Here is a 14416-nt window from a genome sequence, read left to right on the forward strand (position 1 = left end):
CGATGGCGCTGCCGCGTGACACCACAAGAAGCCACCTCAGGACCGGTGGCTAGCGTCTTGACGCCTCAGGACTGGACATGGCCACACGATAGTGAAAGGCCTTGGGACTCGTCCACCGCATTACGTGCTTGAGGCCTCGTGCTACGTGCCGAATTCCGACGAGAGCGTAAGAGGCCGAACCACCCACATCGGAGTGGATGTGGCCTCGGTGTCTTGTGCGTTTCCCCGGGGGCGCTGGGCATGCGCGAAACCGAGATGGAAGGCGGAGGAATTCTTCAGGTGGGGTCCACCAGTCATCCGCAACCGGTGCGCAGGGCCACCGGTCTATTCATGGGGGTGAGAGTCCAGCCCATGCGGGGATGAGAGGAACGATCGTGACGGCGGGATCGCCAAAGGGGTATGCATGATCTCGCACGAGATCATGAGTGGGCTGCACACGCCAGCCCTGTCGCACGTCCCAGGCGACCCTGGAGCGCTGGCCGAGCTGGTGCGCGACCAGTACGGCGGCGACCAGTACGGCGGCGACCGGCAGCGCGGCCGGATCCGTGACCTGGCCGCGCTGCTGGCGGAGCGGCGGCCGGTTCACCATCTGCTGCCCCTGCTGGAGCGCGTGCCCGACGAGCCGGACGCGTGGGCGGAGCTGATCGCCTGCCTGACGCAGGAACTCGTGGTACGCCGCGTCAACCTGGCCCGGGTGCCCTCAGCGGTGCGGTGCGCGGCCGTCCTGCTGGAACTGGGGCATCCTCTGGCCGGGCTGCCCCTGAAGCGCACCCGGGCAGAGCGCTGGATCGACGCGGCCTTCCTCGATCCCGGCTGGACGCCTTACCGCCGGCTCCCCGCCCCGGAGCATCCGGAGATCGCGCGGCTCCTTCAGCGCCCGGCCGGTCCGGAAGGTCCGCCGACCGGGGGAGACGGGGATGGCCCCACCCCGTTGTGGGACGCCTGGCTCGCGCGCGGAGGGTCTGCGGGCCGCGGGCCCGAGATCGTGAGCACCCGGGAGGACGGGCGGCTCATCACCGCCGCGGTGCGACACTGGAGCTCGCCGGGGGAGGCGATGGTCATCGAGCTTCCCCGGTGTTTCGAGCCCCAGGGACTGGTGCCCCTGGGGGTGAACACGTTCCTACCGCACACCTTTCGCGCCCGTGTCGCCCTGAACGGCGAGCGGGTCAGCCTGAACGCGGTGGTGGACGAGCTGTTCACCATGGCCTACTGCGACGCCAGCCACTCCCAAGGGCTCCGCGGCGGGTACGGCAGACTGCGGGCGTGGCAGTCGGTCGCGGGCCTCGTGCGCGCCCCCGCCGAGGCGTCCGTCCACCGGGTCAACGAGCTCGCCGCCCGATGGCGATGGATGGCGTTCAGGACCACCAGGCGGCAGCCGTACTGGGTGCATCAAGAGCTCGCGATCGGCGCGCTCAGCCCACGCGGAAACGTGCTGACCCTGCTGATCTCCCACGACACCGACTAGAAGATCAATGAGCATCTACGCGCTCGGCATGGTCGTCGGGGCGCCGCTCCTTACGGTCCTCAGCGCAAGCGCATGCTGCTGTGCCTGGTCGGCTTGTTCATCACGGCCGGTCTGGTCAGCGCCCTCGCGCTGGGTTCGCCGTCCTGCTGACCGGCGGGTGCTAAGCACTTCATCAGGGTTCAGCACCGATGGCCGCCCTGCCTTAGACCAGGGATGGTGCGGTGCTGAGCGTCGAGCCGCGCAGGCGGGCGGCGTCCTGGCTGGGAGGCGCGCCGAACTGGCGGCGGTACTCGCGGGTGAACTGTGATGGGCTGTCGTAGCCGACGCGGTGGCTGACGCCGGTGACGTCGTTGGGGTGTGTGGCGAGCAGGAGCCGGGCCTCCTGCAGCCGGATCTGTTTCTGGAACTGGATGGGGCTCATCGCGGTGACGGCCTGGAAGTTGCGGTAGAAGGCGGACACGCTCATACCGGCCAGCTGCGCCACGTCCTCGACGCGGAAGGACTGCGTGTAGTGGTCGCGGATCCACCGGACCGCCCGGGCGATGTGGGTGAGGCTGCTGTCCGCGAGGCCCAGCTGGCGTACGACGGCGCCCTGTTCACCGGTGATGAGCCACCAGAGGATCTCCCGTTTGATCAGCGGTGCGAGCACCGCCATGTCGCGTGGCTGGTCGAGCAGGCGCAGCAGCCTGATCACCGCGTCGACGAGCGCGTCAGGGGCGTCGCTGACGGCCATGCCGGACGGCGCGCCGCCGCCGGCGGGTGGGAGGTCTCCGGGGGCCGCCTGCAGCAGCAGCTCGGCGACGGTGGCCGGGTGCAGGATCAGGCCGAAGCCCACTGCCGGCCGCTCGGGGCTGGCCTCGGTGAAGTGGCCGGTGATCGGCATGTCGACCGAGGCGAGGAGGTATTGCCCGGCGCGGTACTCGTAAACGCGGTCGCCCAGCGCGATCCGTTTCGCGCCCTGCGCGATGAGTGCCAGCACTGTGCCCGACATCGACGGCGACGGCGGAGTCGACTGCTCGACCTTCGAGATCAGGACACCGTCGATGGCGGTGGTCATGTCGGGCCGGGCATGGCGGACAAGCAAGGTACGCAGCTCATCAAGGTCCATGATTCGATTGAAGCACGAACCGATAATCGCTGCAACGATAGGATCAGGCAAGAGGTCGGGAGTATCTTTCTAGCATTTCCGCTGTTCACGATGCTTACATGGGCTGGTCGATATCCCAGGAGCGCACTACAGCTCCACGAATGAGGAGATACCCCCATGGCCGTCAACCACGGTTTTCACGCCACCATGACCGCGCAGCCCGGAAAGGGTGACGAGCTGGTCGAGTTTCTGCTCAACGCGCCGTCCCTGCCGAACGAGGACTGCGTTGTCTTCCTGGTCAGCCGCTCGGCCGGCGACCGGGACATCGTCTACGTCACCGAAGGCTGGACCAGCGAAGAGGCCCACGGCAGGTTCTTCGCGACCGAGGAGGCGAAGGCGCTGGTCGCGAAGCTCCAGCCGCTGCTCGCCGGCGAGCCTCAGTACATCGACGAGGTGCCGGTCGGCGGCAAGGCCGCCTTCTGAGATCGCTGGTGAATAGGTCAATCCTTCATCGATTCGGCCTGATGGCAGACCTGGGCATCGATCCCGCCCGCATCGTCGTCGCGGGCGCCGGCGCCGGCGGTGGCCTCGCCGCCGGACTCACACTGATGGCGCGCGACCGCGGCACCCCGGACGCGCAACGACTGGCTCGCCCGGGTCCTGAGCTGAGGGTTGAGCCGTTCCTCCCGCTCGGCGATGTCTCAAACGCCGGGCCTGCGCGTTCTGGTCACCGACCCCGCGGGCCTTCGGGCGGCGCTGCGGGAATGACGCAGGACAGGGCACTGCGCAGGACGGTGGCGAAGGATTCGGTGTTACCGGGTTCGAGCCAGTGCCGCCCCGCCACGCGGATGGCGCCGGCGACCGCGGCGGCCATGACGGCGGGGAACAAGTCGCGTCCTGGGTCGGTGCCGGTGCGCGCCCCGATCGCCTCGGCGAGCGGGCCCTCCGCCATGGTGAACGCCTTCAGCGCCTCGCCCTCCAACTCCGGCGTCGACATGATCATGCGCAGGCCGGCCTTGTCAGGCTCGGGGGCGGTGTAGAGCTCGATCATGGCCGCGATGACGGCCTGGTCCAGCGGCTCGCCGGTGGGCCGGGAGCGCAGCGCCTGCCCCGCGCGCCTGGACTGGTCGGCCTGGAAGGCGCAGACTGCCTCCTCCCTGCTGGAGAAGTAGTTGTTGTAGGTGCGGGGTGATACTCCCGCGGCCGTGGCGATGTCGTGGACGCGCACAAGGGCCAGCCCGTTGGGGCCCTGCTCGATGGCCAGGCGCAGCGCGGCGTGGCTGATCGCCTCCCGGGTTGCCTGCCGGTTGCGCGCCCGGAGGTCCATAGCGTCGTCGTTCATGGGCCGACCCTACCCGATATTGCGCGGCACGCACTATATGCGTGCCACGCAAGTTGTGGGTAGAGTGCGCTGGGACGCCTGGCACTCACGCCTGGAGAGTGCCAACCGCAAGGCGTGTGCCGGGACGGCGAGGTCCGCCTGCGGGTCATCCACCCGCCGGCAGGCCGTCCGTCGCGGGCGCCGTCCCGGCAAGCCCCATCAAGAGCAGGAGCAGTAATGGCTTCGAAAATGATTGCGTTCGACGAGGACGCCCGGCGCGGTCTCGAGCGCGGGATGAACCAGCTCGCCGATGCCGTCAAGGTGACCTTGGGTCCCAAGGGCCGCAACGTCGTGCTGGAGAAGAAGTGGGGCGCTCCCACGATCACCAACGACGGCGTCTCGATCGCCAAGGAGATCGAGCTCGAGGACCCCTGGGAGAAGATCGGGGCCGAGCTCGTCAAGGAGGTCGCGAAGAAGACCGACGACGTCGCGGGTGACGGCACCACCACCGCCACCGTGCTCGCCCAGGCGCTGGTACGCGAGGGCCTGCGCAACGTCGCCGCCGGCGCCAACCCGATGTCCCTGAAGAAGGGCATCGAAGTCGCCGTCGAGCGCGTCAGCGAGGAGCTCTCGAAGCTCGCGAAGGACGTGGAGACCAAGGAGCAGATCGCTTCCACCGCCTCCATCTCCGCCGGCGACACCCAGATCGGCGAGATGATCGCCGAGGCGATGGACAAGGTCGGCAAGGAAGGCGTCATCACCGTCGAGGAGAGCAACGCCTTTGGCCTGGAGCTCGAGCTCACCGAGGGCATGCGCTTCGACAAGGGCTACATCGCGCCGCTCTTCATCACCGACTCCGACCGGCTCGAAGCGGTCCTGGACGATCCGTACGTCCTGATCGTGGGCGGCAAGGTCTCCGCCAACAGGGACGTGCTTCCGCTGCTCGACAAGGTCGTGCAGGCCGGCAAGTCACTGCTGGTCATCGCCGAGGACGTCGAGGGCGAGGCTCTGGCCACCCTGATCGTCAACAAGATGAAGGGCGTCTTCCGGTCGGTCGCCGTCAAGGCCCCTGGCTTCGGCGACCGCCGTAAGGCCATGCTCGGTGACATCGCCATCCTCACCGGTGGCCAGGTCATCAGCGAGGACGTCGGCCTCAAGCTGGAGACGGCCACGCTCGACCTGCTCGGTCGCGCGCGCCAGGTCATCATCACCAAGGATGAGACCACCATCGTCGACGGCGCCGGCGACCCCGAGCAGATCTCCGGCCGGGTCAACCAGATCCGCGCCGAGATCGAGAACACCGACTCCGACTACGACCGCGAGAAGCTCCAGGAGCGCCTCGCCAAGCTGGCCGGCGGCGTCGCCGTCATCAAGGCCGGCGCGGCGACCGAGGTCGAGCTCAAGGAGCGCAAGCACCGCATCGAGGACGCCGTTCGCAACGCGAAGGCGGCCGTCGAGGAGGGCATCGTGCCCGGCGGTGGCGTGGCTCTGCTGCAGGCGGGCGCCAAGGCGTTCGACAAGCTGGAGCTGTTCAACGACGAGGCCACCGGTGCCGCGATCGTCCGCAAGGCGCTCGAGGAGCCGCTGAAGCAGATCGCCATCAACGCCGGCCTCGAGGGCGGCGTCGTGGTCGAGCGCGTGCGCAACATCGAGGTGGGCTTCGGCCTCAACGCCGCGACCGGCGAGTACGTCAACATGCTCGAGGCGGGCATCATCGACCCCGCCAAGGTCACCCGCTCGGCGCTGCAGAACGCCGCTTCCATCGCGGCGCTGTTCCTCACCACCGAGGCGGTCATCGCCGAGAAGCCCGAGAAGAACCCGGCCGCTCCCGCCATGCCCGGCGGCGACATGGACTTCTAGGTCGGGACACCCACGGGAGTCGGCCGGCCAGGAGCGCGGCGCCCGGTGTCCTCGCGTGACGGGAGGTGGCATTCGTCCGCCTCCCGTCACGGTGATCGCCCGGGCGCCGAGCACAACCGGCGCCCAGCGGCCCGACCGCGCCCGCTTCCCGCATGGCTCTGTCCATCAGTTGCTAAGATTAGCAATTGCATAGATAGCGACATCGACAGGAATGGCGAGGTCAATGGGACGCGGCAGGGCCAAGGCCAAGCAGACGAAGGTCGCCCGTGAGCTGAAGTACAGCGGCGGCGGCACCGACCTGGACCGTCTGAGGCACGAACTGGGAGTCGCGGACACGACCGCGCGCGAAGCCGAAGCCGAGCCCACCGAGCGACCGTGCTGAAACGGCTTCCCGGCTTGCTGCCCGTACGGGCGGACTGGCATGCCGCACGCCGCAACCCGGGCCGTGACCTGCTCGCCGGACTGATCGTCGCCGTCGTCGCCCTCCCGCTGGCGCTGGCGTTCGGCGTCAGCTCCGGACTCGGAGCCCAGGCGGGCCTGGTCACCGCGATCGTGGCAGGCGCGCTCGCCGCCGTCCTCGGCGGCAGCAACCTGCAGGTGTCCGGTCCGACCGGTGCGATGACCGTCGTCCTTGTCCCGATCGTCGCCCACTACGGCACCGGCGGGGTCCTCATGGTCGGCCTGATGGCCGGGCTGGTACTGGTGATCGCGGCAGCGCTGCGGGCCGGCCGCTACGCCCGCTACCTGCCCACCCCGGTCATCGAAGGGTTCACCGCCGGCATCGCCGTGGTGATCGCCCTCCAACAGGTGCCGGCCGCCCTGGGGGTGACCGGCGCGCACGGTGACAAGGTGTGGAAGGTCGCCGCGGACGCACTGGCCCGCTATGTCGAACACCCGCGGGCCGCTCCGCTGATCATGGCGCTGGCGGTGGCCGCGCTCATGGTGGCCGGTGCCCGGGTCCGGCCCGCCATCCCCTTCTCCCTGGTGGGGATCGTCGGGGCGACCGTGGTCGCCGCGGTGTGGCCGATCGACGTCGCCCGGATCGGAGCGCTGCCCGCCGGGCTGCCCGCCCCGTCCCTGGGCTTCGTCGACATCGGATCGCTCGCGGCCCTGGTCCCCTCGGCGCTGGCCGTGGCCGCGTTGGCCGCGCTGGAGAGCCTGCTGTGCGCGAGCGTCGCCGACGGCATGAGCGTCGGTGAGAAACACGACCCCGACCGGGAACTGTTCGGTCAGGGCATCGCCAACCTCGTCGTCCCGTTGTTCGGCGGAGTCCCCGCGACCGCGGCGATCGCCCGGACCGCGGTGAACGTCCGCGCCGGGGGCCGTTCGCGCCTGGCCGCCCTCGCCCACGCCGCGGTGCTCGCCCTCATCGTGTACGCCGCCGCGAGCCTGGTCGGTCAGATTCCGCTGGCCGCGCTGGCCGGGGTGCTGCTGGCCACGACGATCCGCATGGTCGAGGTCGGCTCGCTGCGCGCCATCGCCCGCTCCACGCGCGGCGACGGCGTCGTCCTGGTCGTGACCTTCGCGGTCACCGTGGTCCTGGACCTGGTCACCGCGGTCGCCGTAGGCGTCGGTATGGCGATCGTGCTGGCACTGCGGGCGATCTCCCGGACTTCCCAGCTGGAGCAGGTGCCGCTCGAGGCCGGCGACCACAGCGAGCAGGAGCAGCGGCTGCTGGCCGAGCACATCGTCGCCTACCGGTTCGACGGGCCGTTGTTCTTCGCCGCCGCCCACCGGTTCCTGCTGGAGCTCACCGAGATCGCCGACGTCCGCGTGGTCATCCTGCGGATGTCCCGGGTGACCACCCTCGACGCCACCGGCGCCCAGGTCCTCGGCGACGCCATCACCCGCCTGGAACACCGCGGGATCATCGTGCTGCTGTCAGGCATCCGCCCCGCCCACGACCAGGTCCTGGCCACCCTCGGAGTAGCCGCCCACCTGCGCAGAGACGGCCTGATCTTTCCCGGCACCCCCGCGGCCATCACCCACGCCCGGAGCCTGCTCACTCCGGACCCCATCGGCGCCGAGCGGCAAGAACCGCTACTCCGCCGCTGAGCGTCGGTCCCCGCGAGGCCGCGCAAGGGCGGACGGGCGGCCGGGTCCCGCGATGCTGGGGCTGGCAGGGGGCCGGTTCCCTCTGCCGCGCCGCATCGCCGACGTCTCATCGGCCGGCGGCGGCCAGGTTGACGAGAACCTGCGTACCCCGCCCTGTCAGGAACCAGCACATGCCTTCCTGTAGGTGAAGGGTGGGAGAGGCCTTGTCGCCCCAGCGTGACGGGATGGGAAACAGCAGGCCGGTGCGTCCCGTGGCGACGTCGTGTACGGCGGCGTTCGCCTGGTTCCCGTCACGGTCCTTCTGCTGGAGCAGGACGAAGCGGCCCGAGTAGAGCTCCCCGCGGGCCATCCCCGGAAGCTTGCGCAGGCCGGTTCCGTCGCGTCGCCACGCGTCGAGGCCGTTGAAGCACCACGTGACCCCGCAGTCGTCCCACGATGCTCGCCCGGTGGGAGGGGCCACGTTCCTGAGCTCGCCGGTGAGCACGTTCTTCAGGTGCTCCATGGGACGGGGGATGGGGTGGTCCGTCATCTCCAGCCGAGGCCACCCGGCCCACGGCCATTCGACCAGGTAGTGGCCCCTCGTGCCGGAGACCAGGGAAGCCTTCCCGCCCTTCAGCGGGACCCGGTAGACGCCGCCGTCGAACGGCGACCACACGGCCATGCCGCCCGCGATGGCCAGGTCGATCCCGTAGTAGCTGTTCTCACTGGTCAGCACGCCCGTGATCGAGGCGATCCGGCGCGGGACGCCGCCGGTGACCGGCACCGCCCAGATCTCCGTCAGGCGGTCGCGGAACGCCGACCACGCCAGGTACCCGTCGCCGAAGACCACCGGTTCGTTCACCACGTCCGGGTCCTTGAGCGGCGCGATGCCGGTGAACTTCCGCCGGTCCACGTCGTACGACCAGATCCCGTCGAGCCGGTTCCTGGTGAGCCCCCGGCCCACCACCACCCGGTCGGTGACGAACACGTCCGGCTTGAACGCCCTGCCGCCCGGCCCCGTGGCCGGGATCTCGTGCACCGCGGCCGGCCACACCTGCTTGGCCGGCGGCGCGAAGGGGCCGATATAGGGTGTCGGCCGTACCGCTGGAGCGGGCGACGTGACCGTACGCGTCCCGGCGACGATACCCGCCACCACGACCACGAGTGCGGCCGCCACCGCCACCGGCGCCCACCACCTGAGCTCTCGCCCACGCGGCGCGGGCAGGGCGCGGGGCCGCCCATCGTCCCGCATGGTCTCGGCCTTGGCGGCCAGCGCGTCTCTGAGCCGGTCCTCGATGCCAGTCATGCCTTTCCTCCCAGTTCGCGCTGAAGCCGGTCCAGGGCCCTGGAGACGGTGGACCGCACGGTGCTCTCCCTGACGCGCGTCGCCCGCGCGATGTCGGCGTCGGACAGGTCGAGGTAGTAGCGCAGGACGAGGGCCTCGCGCTGCCGCCTGGGCAGCCGGCTCAGGGCGGTCAGCATCTCCTGCCGCGACTCTCCCAGTAGCGCGGCCGTCTCCGCGGAGTCCACCGGCTCGTCCGCCGTCCGCCCCAGTGCCGCCTTGGTGGCCACGCGGCGCCTGCGCAGGACCGAGCGGGAGGCGTTCAGCACGCAGACGCGGATGTACGCCGGCGTCAACGTCTCGGGGCGCTTGCCGTGCAGCCTGGAGAAGACATCCTGCACGATGTCCTCGGCGCTTTCCCTGTCGCCGACGAGCAGCATGGCCAGGCGCACCAGGGCGAGCCGGTACTCGCCATACAGGCTCGCGAGCACCGCGTCAGCCCGGGGCGGCGCGGACGCGCGAGCGACCGTCTCATGGTTCATGCCCTATGAACGCGCGCCGGCCCCGATCCGCTGCGTCGCGGTGCGGGCGTAGCCGGGTGGCCGGTCCCGGTTCGAGGTCGCGCTCGCCCCGGCCCGTCAGATCGAGGTGCTCGGACGGCGCGGGGTCCGGCGCTCCCTGCCGCTGTGGGAGCGCCGGAAGCCGACCTTACTTCAGGCGGATGACGCCCTTGGAGACCGTGATCCTCTTACGCGGAAGGGGTTTGCCGGCCGGGCCCTGCGCCACGGCTCCGGTCGAGAAGTTGAACTTGCTTCCATGGCAGGGACAGTTGATCGTGCCGCCGCTGACGCTCGCCACCGTGCAGCCCTGATGGGTGCACTTCGCGCTGAACGCCCGGAACACTCCCTTCTTCGGCTGGGTGATGACGTACTTACCCTTGATGATCTTTCCGCCGCGAACCGGGATGCTCCTGGTCTTGGCGAGAATCGGTCCGGCCGCCTCATCGGTCGCGTCCGACGCCGTGTCCACTGACGCCTGTGCCGGCCGGATGCCGACCAGACCCAGCATGGCGGCGAACCCGCCGGCAACGCTCCGGAAGAGCACCTTCCGGCGTGTCGTCCCTGTCTCATCGGCCGACATGCCAACCTCCGCTCCTGGGGGGAAAGGGGAGACTTCCCTCCCGGAAACGTACGCCGAGTCGGGGTGGTTCAGGCGTCGCTTTGTGAAAGGGCCGTGACCCGTCGCCGGGCTCCGTACGGCCCGGCGCGGGAGCCATCGTGCTTGTGACTCGCCCGGCGCGTGGCGGCGCGTGGTCGACCGCTGTCCGGCCTGGGCCATTCGTCCTGCTCGCCGTCCGGTCAGGTGGGCCCCGTCCGCGCAGTGGGTATGCCAACTCGGTACACCTGCCGGGGAGCATCCCAGCGCCCGAAAATCGGTTGATCGGGGAGCAACAGGCTTGGAAGGTGAAGGTAACCCCTGCGGCTGTGGCTACCCACGCGCGCCCCCGACGCCGCCGCGACACCTAGCGCCCTCCGCCCTGTCCATCGCGCCGATCGCGCCGACTCGTAAGGAATGCCCTGCTTCCTCATGCCTCCCGACGGTAAAGACTCCGGCCCTGCCCCCGACTCCCCAGACAAACCCCGTAGCGGGAGGTCCCGGTCGCTGCGACGGCTCACGCCGTACCTGCGCCCCTACATCCCCCGCCTGCTCCTCATCTGGCTCGCCACCATGGCGGGCATCGCCACCACCACCGCGATCCCGCTGGTGGGCAAGGAGATCATCGACGGCCCGGTCGGCCACGGCCGCAGCGCCGCCCTTCTCCCGCTCGGACTCCTAGCACTCGCCCTGGGCGTCACCGAGGCGTTCCTGACCTTCGTACGCCGGTGGATGCAGACCAAGGCCGTGCTCGGACTGGAGACGGCGATCCGCGACGATCTCTACCGGCACCTGCAGCAGCTGCCGATGAGCTTCCACGGCGACTGGCAGTCGGGCCAACTACTGTCCCGCGCGACGACCGACCTGTCCACGATCCGCCGGTTCTCAGGGTTCGGCCTGCTGTTCCTCGTCATGAACATCCTGCAGTTGATCACGGTGACCGTGCTGCTGCTGCGGATGTACTGGCCCCTCGGCCTGCTCATCGTGGCGGCCGCGGTGCCGATCTTCGCCGTGTCGCTGCGGTTCGAGAAGAAGTACCGCCGCATCTCGCGTGAGGTCCAGGACATGCAAGGCGACATCGCCACCTACGTCGAGGAGGCGGCGGTCGGCATCCGCACCGTCAAGGCGTTCGGGCGCAGGCCGCATGTGTTCTCCGAGTTCGACGCCGTCGCGCGCAAGGTCCACCGGGTCTCGATGGACAAGGTGCGGCTGGCGTCCCGCTTCTTCACCTTCCTGGAGGTGATCCCGAACGTCACCCTGGCCATGGTGCTCCTGCTCGGCGCGCTGGCCGTCGGTGCGGGCTCGTTGACGCTCGGCACCCTGGTGGCCTTCACCACGCTGATGCTCCAACTGGTGTGGCCGATCGCGTCGCTCGGCTACATCCTGGCGATGGCGCAGGAGGCGATGACCTCCGCCGACCGGGTCATGGAGGTACTCGACACCGAGCCGGAGATCGTCGGCGGCGCGGAGGTGATCGAGCGGCCGCGCGGGCACCTGCGGTTCGAGGGCGTCGGCTTCCGCTTCCCCGGCGGTGAACGGCCGGTGCTGCGGGACGTCTGGCTGGACGTGCGGCCGGGCGAGACGGTCGCGATCGTGGGGGCCACCGGCTCGGGCAAGACGACGCTGACCGCCCTGGTGCCGAGGCTCGCCGACGTCACCGAGGGCCGGGTCACGATCGACGGGCGGGACATCCGTGACCTGGCGCTGCCGGCGCTGCGGTCGGTGGTCGCCACCGCCTTCGAGGAGCCGACGCTGTTCTCGATGAGCGTGCGGGAGAACCTCACACTCGGCCGGGGCGAGGCGACCGAGGAGGAACTGCGGGAGGCGCTCGAAATCGCCCAGGCCGCCTTCGCCTACGACCTTCCGTGGGGGCTCGACACCCGGATCGGCGAGCAGGGCATGTCGCTGTCCGGCGGCCAGCGGCAACGGCTCGCCCTGGCCCGCGCGGTGCTCAGCAAGCCGAGGATCCTCGTGCTGGACGACACCCTGTCGGCCCTCGACGTCGAGACCGAGGCCCTGGTCGAGCAAGCGCTGCGCGGGGTGCTCGCGGACGCGACCGGCCTCGTCGTGGCGCACCGCGCGTCCACCGTGCTGCTCGCCGACAAGGTCGCGCTGCTCCGCGACGGCACCATCACGCACGTCGGCCTGCATCGCGAGCTGCTGTCGAAGGTCCCCGAGTACCGGGAACTGCTCGCGCAGGACGCCGACCTCGACCACGAGGAGGCGCTGCGATGAGCCGCACGGCCACCGGCACGAAGGACGGCGAGCGACCGAGCACGGCCGTCGAACCGGGACGCTGGCGCGGCGTCGCCACGGAGAAGCAGGAAGAGCTGCCGGACAAGGTGTCGGTGTTGCTGCGAGCGCGGTCCCGGCGGCTGCTCGGCGACCTGCTGCGTCCGCACCGGCGGCCCATCGCCTTGCTGGTCGCGGTCATCGTGGTCTCCAACGCGGCGGGCCTCGCGATCCCTTACCTGGTGAAGGTCGGCATCGACACCGGCATCCCGCCGATACTGCGGCACGAGGACGCCAGGACGCTGCTCGTGACCGTCGCGGCGATCCTGGCCGCGACGCTGACCCAGGCGTTCACCCGTCGGGCGTTCCTCCAGATATCTGGACAGATCGGGCAAGACATCCTGCTGGAGCTGCGCCGTCGCGTCTTTGACCACTTCCAGCGACTGTCGCTCTCGTTCCACGAGCGATACACCTCGGGGCGGGTCATCGCCCGGCTCACCTCCGACATCGACGCGATCGCCGAGATGCTGCAGTCGGGCTTCGACAGCATCGTCACCGCCGTCCTCACGCTGTTCGGCACCGCCGTCCTGCTCCTCGTGCTCGACCTCCCGCTCGGCGCGGTCGCGCTGGTGCCCCTGCCGATCCTGTTCCTGTTCACCCGGTGGTTCCGGCGTGAGTCGAGCATCGTCTACCGCCGGACCCGTGAGGCGGTGGCGCTGGTCATCGTCCACTTCGTGGAGTCGATGACCGGGATCAGGGCGGTCCAGGCGTTCCGCAGAGAGCCACGCAACCAGGAGATCTTCGAGGAGCTCAACACCGGCTACCGGGACGCCAGCGCGAGCAGCATGCGCCTGGTCGCGGTGTTCATGCCGGGCATCAAGCTGATCGGCAACGTCACGGTCGCGGCGGTCCTGCTGTACGGCGGCTGGCTCGCGCTCCACCACGCGGTCACGGTCGGCGTGCTCGCCGCGTTCCTGCTGTACCTGCGGCAGTTCTACGAGCCGATGCAGGAGATCTCCCAGTTCTACAACACGCTCCAGTCGGCCGGCGCGGCGCTCTCCAACCTCTCCGGCGTTCTGGAGGAGCGGCCCGTGGTGGCCGAGCCCGAGCATCCGGTGCCGCTTCCGCGCCCGCGCGGCGCGGTGCGGTTCCAGGGGGCCGAGTTCTCCTACATCGACGGCGTGCCGGTCCTGCCCCGGCTGGACCTGGAGATCCCCCCAGGGCAGATCGTCGCGGTGGTCGGCGCGACCGGCGCGGGCAAGACGACCGTGGCGAAACTGATCGCCCGCTTCTACGACCCGACGGCGGGCAGCGTCCTGCTCGACGGCGTCGATCTGCGCGACCTCGACGAGGCCACGCTTCGGCGGGCCGTGGTGACGGTGACGCAGGAGAACTTTCTGTTCACCGGAACGGTGGCGGACAACATCAGGTTCGGCCGCCCGGCCGCCACCCCGGCCGAGATCGAGGAGGCGGCCCGCGCGATCGGCGCGCATGAGTTCATCGCGGCGCTGCCGGACGGTTACCGGACCGAGGTCGGCAAGCGCGGCGGCCGTATGTCGGCCGGGCAGCGGCAGCTGGTGGCGTTCGCCAGGGTCTTCCTCGCCGACCCGGCCGTGGTGATCCTCGACGAGGCGACTTCCAGCCTGGACGTCCCCAGCGAACGCCTCGTCCAGCGCGCCCTGCGCACCGTCCTCGCCGGCCGTACCGCCCTGATCATCGCCCATCGCCTGTCCACCATCGAGATCGCCGAACGGGTGCTCGTCATGGACGCCGGCCTCATCGTCGAGGACGGCCCCCCGGACCGCCTCATCGCCGAAGCCGGCCGCTTCGCCGGCCTCCACCGCGCCTGGCTGGACAGCCTGGCATAAGGCAACAGGAACGAACATGGCCGGTTGACCAGGGAATGCTACCGCCGCCGATCCGGATTGCGAGCTTGGCGGCATGTTCGGCTTCGATGCACAAATAGCCGCATGGTCACCA

Annotated in this window: 12 protein-coding genes and 1 pseudogene; 8 read left to right on the plus strand and 5 right to left on the minus strand. The window is 70.0% G+C overall.

Going from position 1 to position 14416, the window contains the following annotated elements; genetic code table 11:
* Positions 1–403 precede the first annotated feature (403 nt).
* Positions 404–1465 (plus strand): DUF6183 family protein, encoded by a 1062-nt coding sequence (locus OG589_RS12640; RefSeq protein ID WP_405148854.1) that lies wholly within the window; start codon positions 404–406, stop codon positions 1463–1465.
* Between the two features lie 202 nt (positions 1466–1667).
* On the opposite strand, the gene OG589_RS12645 is transcribed toward OG589_RS12640, so the two are convergent.
* Positions 1668–2573 (minus strand): AraC family transcriptional regulator N-terminal domain-containing protein, encoded by a 906-nt coding sequence (locus OG589_RS12645; RefSeq protein WP_405148855.1) that lies wholly within the window; start codon positions 2571–2573, stop codon positions 1668–1670.
* 156 nt (positions 2574–2729) lie between these two features.
* Between OG589_RS12645 and OG589_RS12650 the strand changes: the two genes are divergently transcribed.
* Together OG589_RS12650 and OG589_RS12655 are read left to right on the plus strand one after the other, a co-directional pair.
* Positions 2730–3035: a putative quinol monooxygenase gene (locus tag OG589_RS12650; RefSeq protein ID WP_405148857.1), complete on the plus strand. Its 306-nt coding sequence runs from the start codon at positions 2730–2732 to the stop codon at positions 3033–3035.
* Positions 3036–3076: 41 nt separating this feature from the next.
* Positions 3077–3205: pseudogene (locus OG589_RS12655) on the plus strand (alpha/beta hydrolase fold domain-containing protein); the annotation flags it as partial.
* Between the two features lie 74 nt (positions 3206–3279).
* Here OG589_RS12655 and OG589_RS12660 read toward each other — a convergent pair.
* Positions 3280–3894, minus strand: coding sequence for a TetR/AcrR family transcriptional regulator (locus OG589_RS12660; protein WP_405148859.1), 615 nt, complete (start codon positions 3892–3894; stop codon positions 3280–3282).
* Between the two features lie 216 nt (positions 3895–4110).
* Between OG589_RS12660 and groL the strand changes: the two genes are divergently transcribed.
* From groL to OG589_RS12675, 3 genes are all read left to right on the plus strand, one after another.
* Positions 4111–5733, plus strand: a complete 1623-nt coding sequence (groL, locus tag OG589_RS12665) for a chaperonin GroEL (protein WP_405148861.1) — start codon at positions 4111–4113, stop codon at positions 5731–5733.
* Between the two features lie 223 nt (positions 5734–5956).
* Positions 5957–6115, plus strand: coding sequence for a DUF3073 domain-containing protein (locus OG589_RS12670; protein WP_405148863.1), 159 nt, complete (start codon positions 5957–5959; stop codon positions 6113–6115).
* Positions 6109–7788: a SulP family inorganic anion transporter gene (locus OG589_RS12675; protein ID WP_405148865.1), complete on the plus strand. Its 1680-nt coding sequence runs from the start codon at positions 6109–6111 to the stop codon at positions 7786–7788. Before OG589_RS12670 ends, OG589_RS12675 begins: the two co-directional genes overlap by 7 nt.
* 106 nt (positions 7789–7894) lie before the next feature.
* Here the strand turns inward: OG589_RS12675 and OG589_RS12680 are convergent, their stop codons facing one another.
* The 3 genes from OG589_RS12680 to OG589_RS12690 form a co-directional block, all read right to left on the minus strand.
* Entirely contained in the window at positions 7895–9073 is a 1179-nt protein-coding gene (locus OG589_RS12680; protein WP_405148867.1) for a hypothetical protein, read from the minus strand.
* On the minus strand, positions 9070–9591 hold the full coding sequence (locus OG589_RS12685; RefSeq protein ID WP_405148869.1) for an RNA polymerase sigma factor: 522 nt from the start codon (positions 9589–9591) through the stop codon (positions 9070–9072). Before OG589_RS12685 ends, OG589_RS12680 begins: the two co-directional genes overlap by 4 nt.
* A 166-nt stretch (positions 9592–9757) precedes the next feature.
* Positions 9758–10189 carry a Rieske (2Fe-2S) protein gene (locus tag OG589_RS12690; protein ID WP_405148871.1) on the minus strand — a complete coding sequence of 144 codons (432 nt, stop codon included), beginning with the start codon at positions 10187–10189 and terminating at the stop codon, positions 9758–9760.
* Between the two features lie 447 nt (positions 10190–10636).
* On the opposite strand from OG589_RS12690, the gene OG589_RS12695 reads away from it, so the two are divergent.
* Positions 10637–12439 carry an ABC transporter ATP-binding protein gene (locus OG589_RS12695; protein WP_405148873.1) on the plus strand — a complete coding sequence of 601 codons (1803 nt, stop codon included), beginning with the start codon at positions 10637–10639 and terminating at the stop codon, positions 12437–12439.
* Complete coding sequence (locus tag OG589_RS12700; protein ID WP_405148875.1) at positions 12436–14304, plus strand: ABC transporter ATP-binding protein; 1869 nt, start codon at positions 12436–12438, stop codon at positions 14302–14304. The genes OG589_RS12695 and OG589_RS12700 overlap by 4 nt, the downstream gene beginning before the upstream one ends.
* Positions 14305–14416 lie beyond the last annotated feature (112 nt).

Origin of the sequence: Sphaerisporangium sp. NBC_01403 (genome assembly GCF_045040145.1) — a bacterium.
Lineage (GTDB): Bacteria > Actinomycetota > Actinomycetes > Streptosporangiales > Streptosporangiaceae > Sphaerisporangium > Sphaerisporangium viridialbum.

Coding starts and splice junctions, on each gene's coding strand:
- OG589_RS12640 (WP_405148854.1), top strand. CDS start 404: ATGATCTCGCACGAGATCATGAGTGGGCTGCACACGCCAGCCCTGTCG.
- OG589_RS12645 (WP_405148855.1), bottom strand. CDS start 2,573: ATGGACCTTGATGAGCTGCGTACCTTGCTTGTCCGCCATGCCCGGCCC.
- OG589_RS12650 (WP_405148857.1), top strand. CDS start 2,730: ATGGCCGTCAACCACGGTTTTCACGCCACCATGACCGCGCAGCCCGGA.
- OG589_RS12660 (WP_405148859.1), bottom strand. CDS start 3,894: ATGAACGACGACGCTATGGACCTCCGGGCGCGCAACCGGCAGGCAACC.
- groL (WP_405148861.1), top strand. CDS start 4,111: ATGGCTTCGAAAATGATTGCGTTCGACGAGGACGCCCGGCGCGGTCTC.
- OG589_RS12670 (WP_405148863.1), top strand. CDS start 5,957: ATGGGACGCGGCAGGGCCAAGGCCAAGCAGACGAAGGTCGCCCGTGAG.
- OG589_RS12680 (WP_405148867.1), bottom strand. CDS start 9,073: ATGACTGGCATCGAGGACCGGCTCAGAGACGCGCTGGCCGCCAAGGCC.
- OG589_RS12685 (WP_405148869.1), bottom strand. CDS start 9,591: ATGAACCATGAGACGGTCGCTCGCGCGTCCGCGCCGCCCCGGGCTGAC.
- OG589_RS12690 (WP_405148871.1), bottom strand. CDS start 10,189: ATGTCGGCCGATGAGACAGGGACGACACGCCGGAAGGTGCTCTTCCGG.
- OG589_RS12695 (WP_405148873.1), top strand. CDS start 10,637: ATGCCTCCCGACGGTAAAGACTCCGGCCCTGCCCCCGACTCCCCAGAC.
- OG589_RS12700 (WP_405148875.1), top strand. CDS start 12,436: ATGAGCCGCACGGCCACCGGCACGAAGGACGGCGAGCGACCGAGCACG.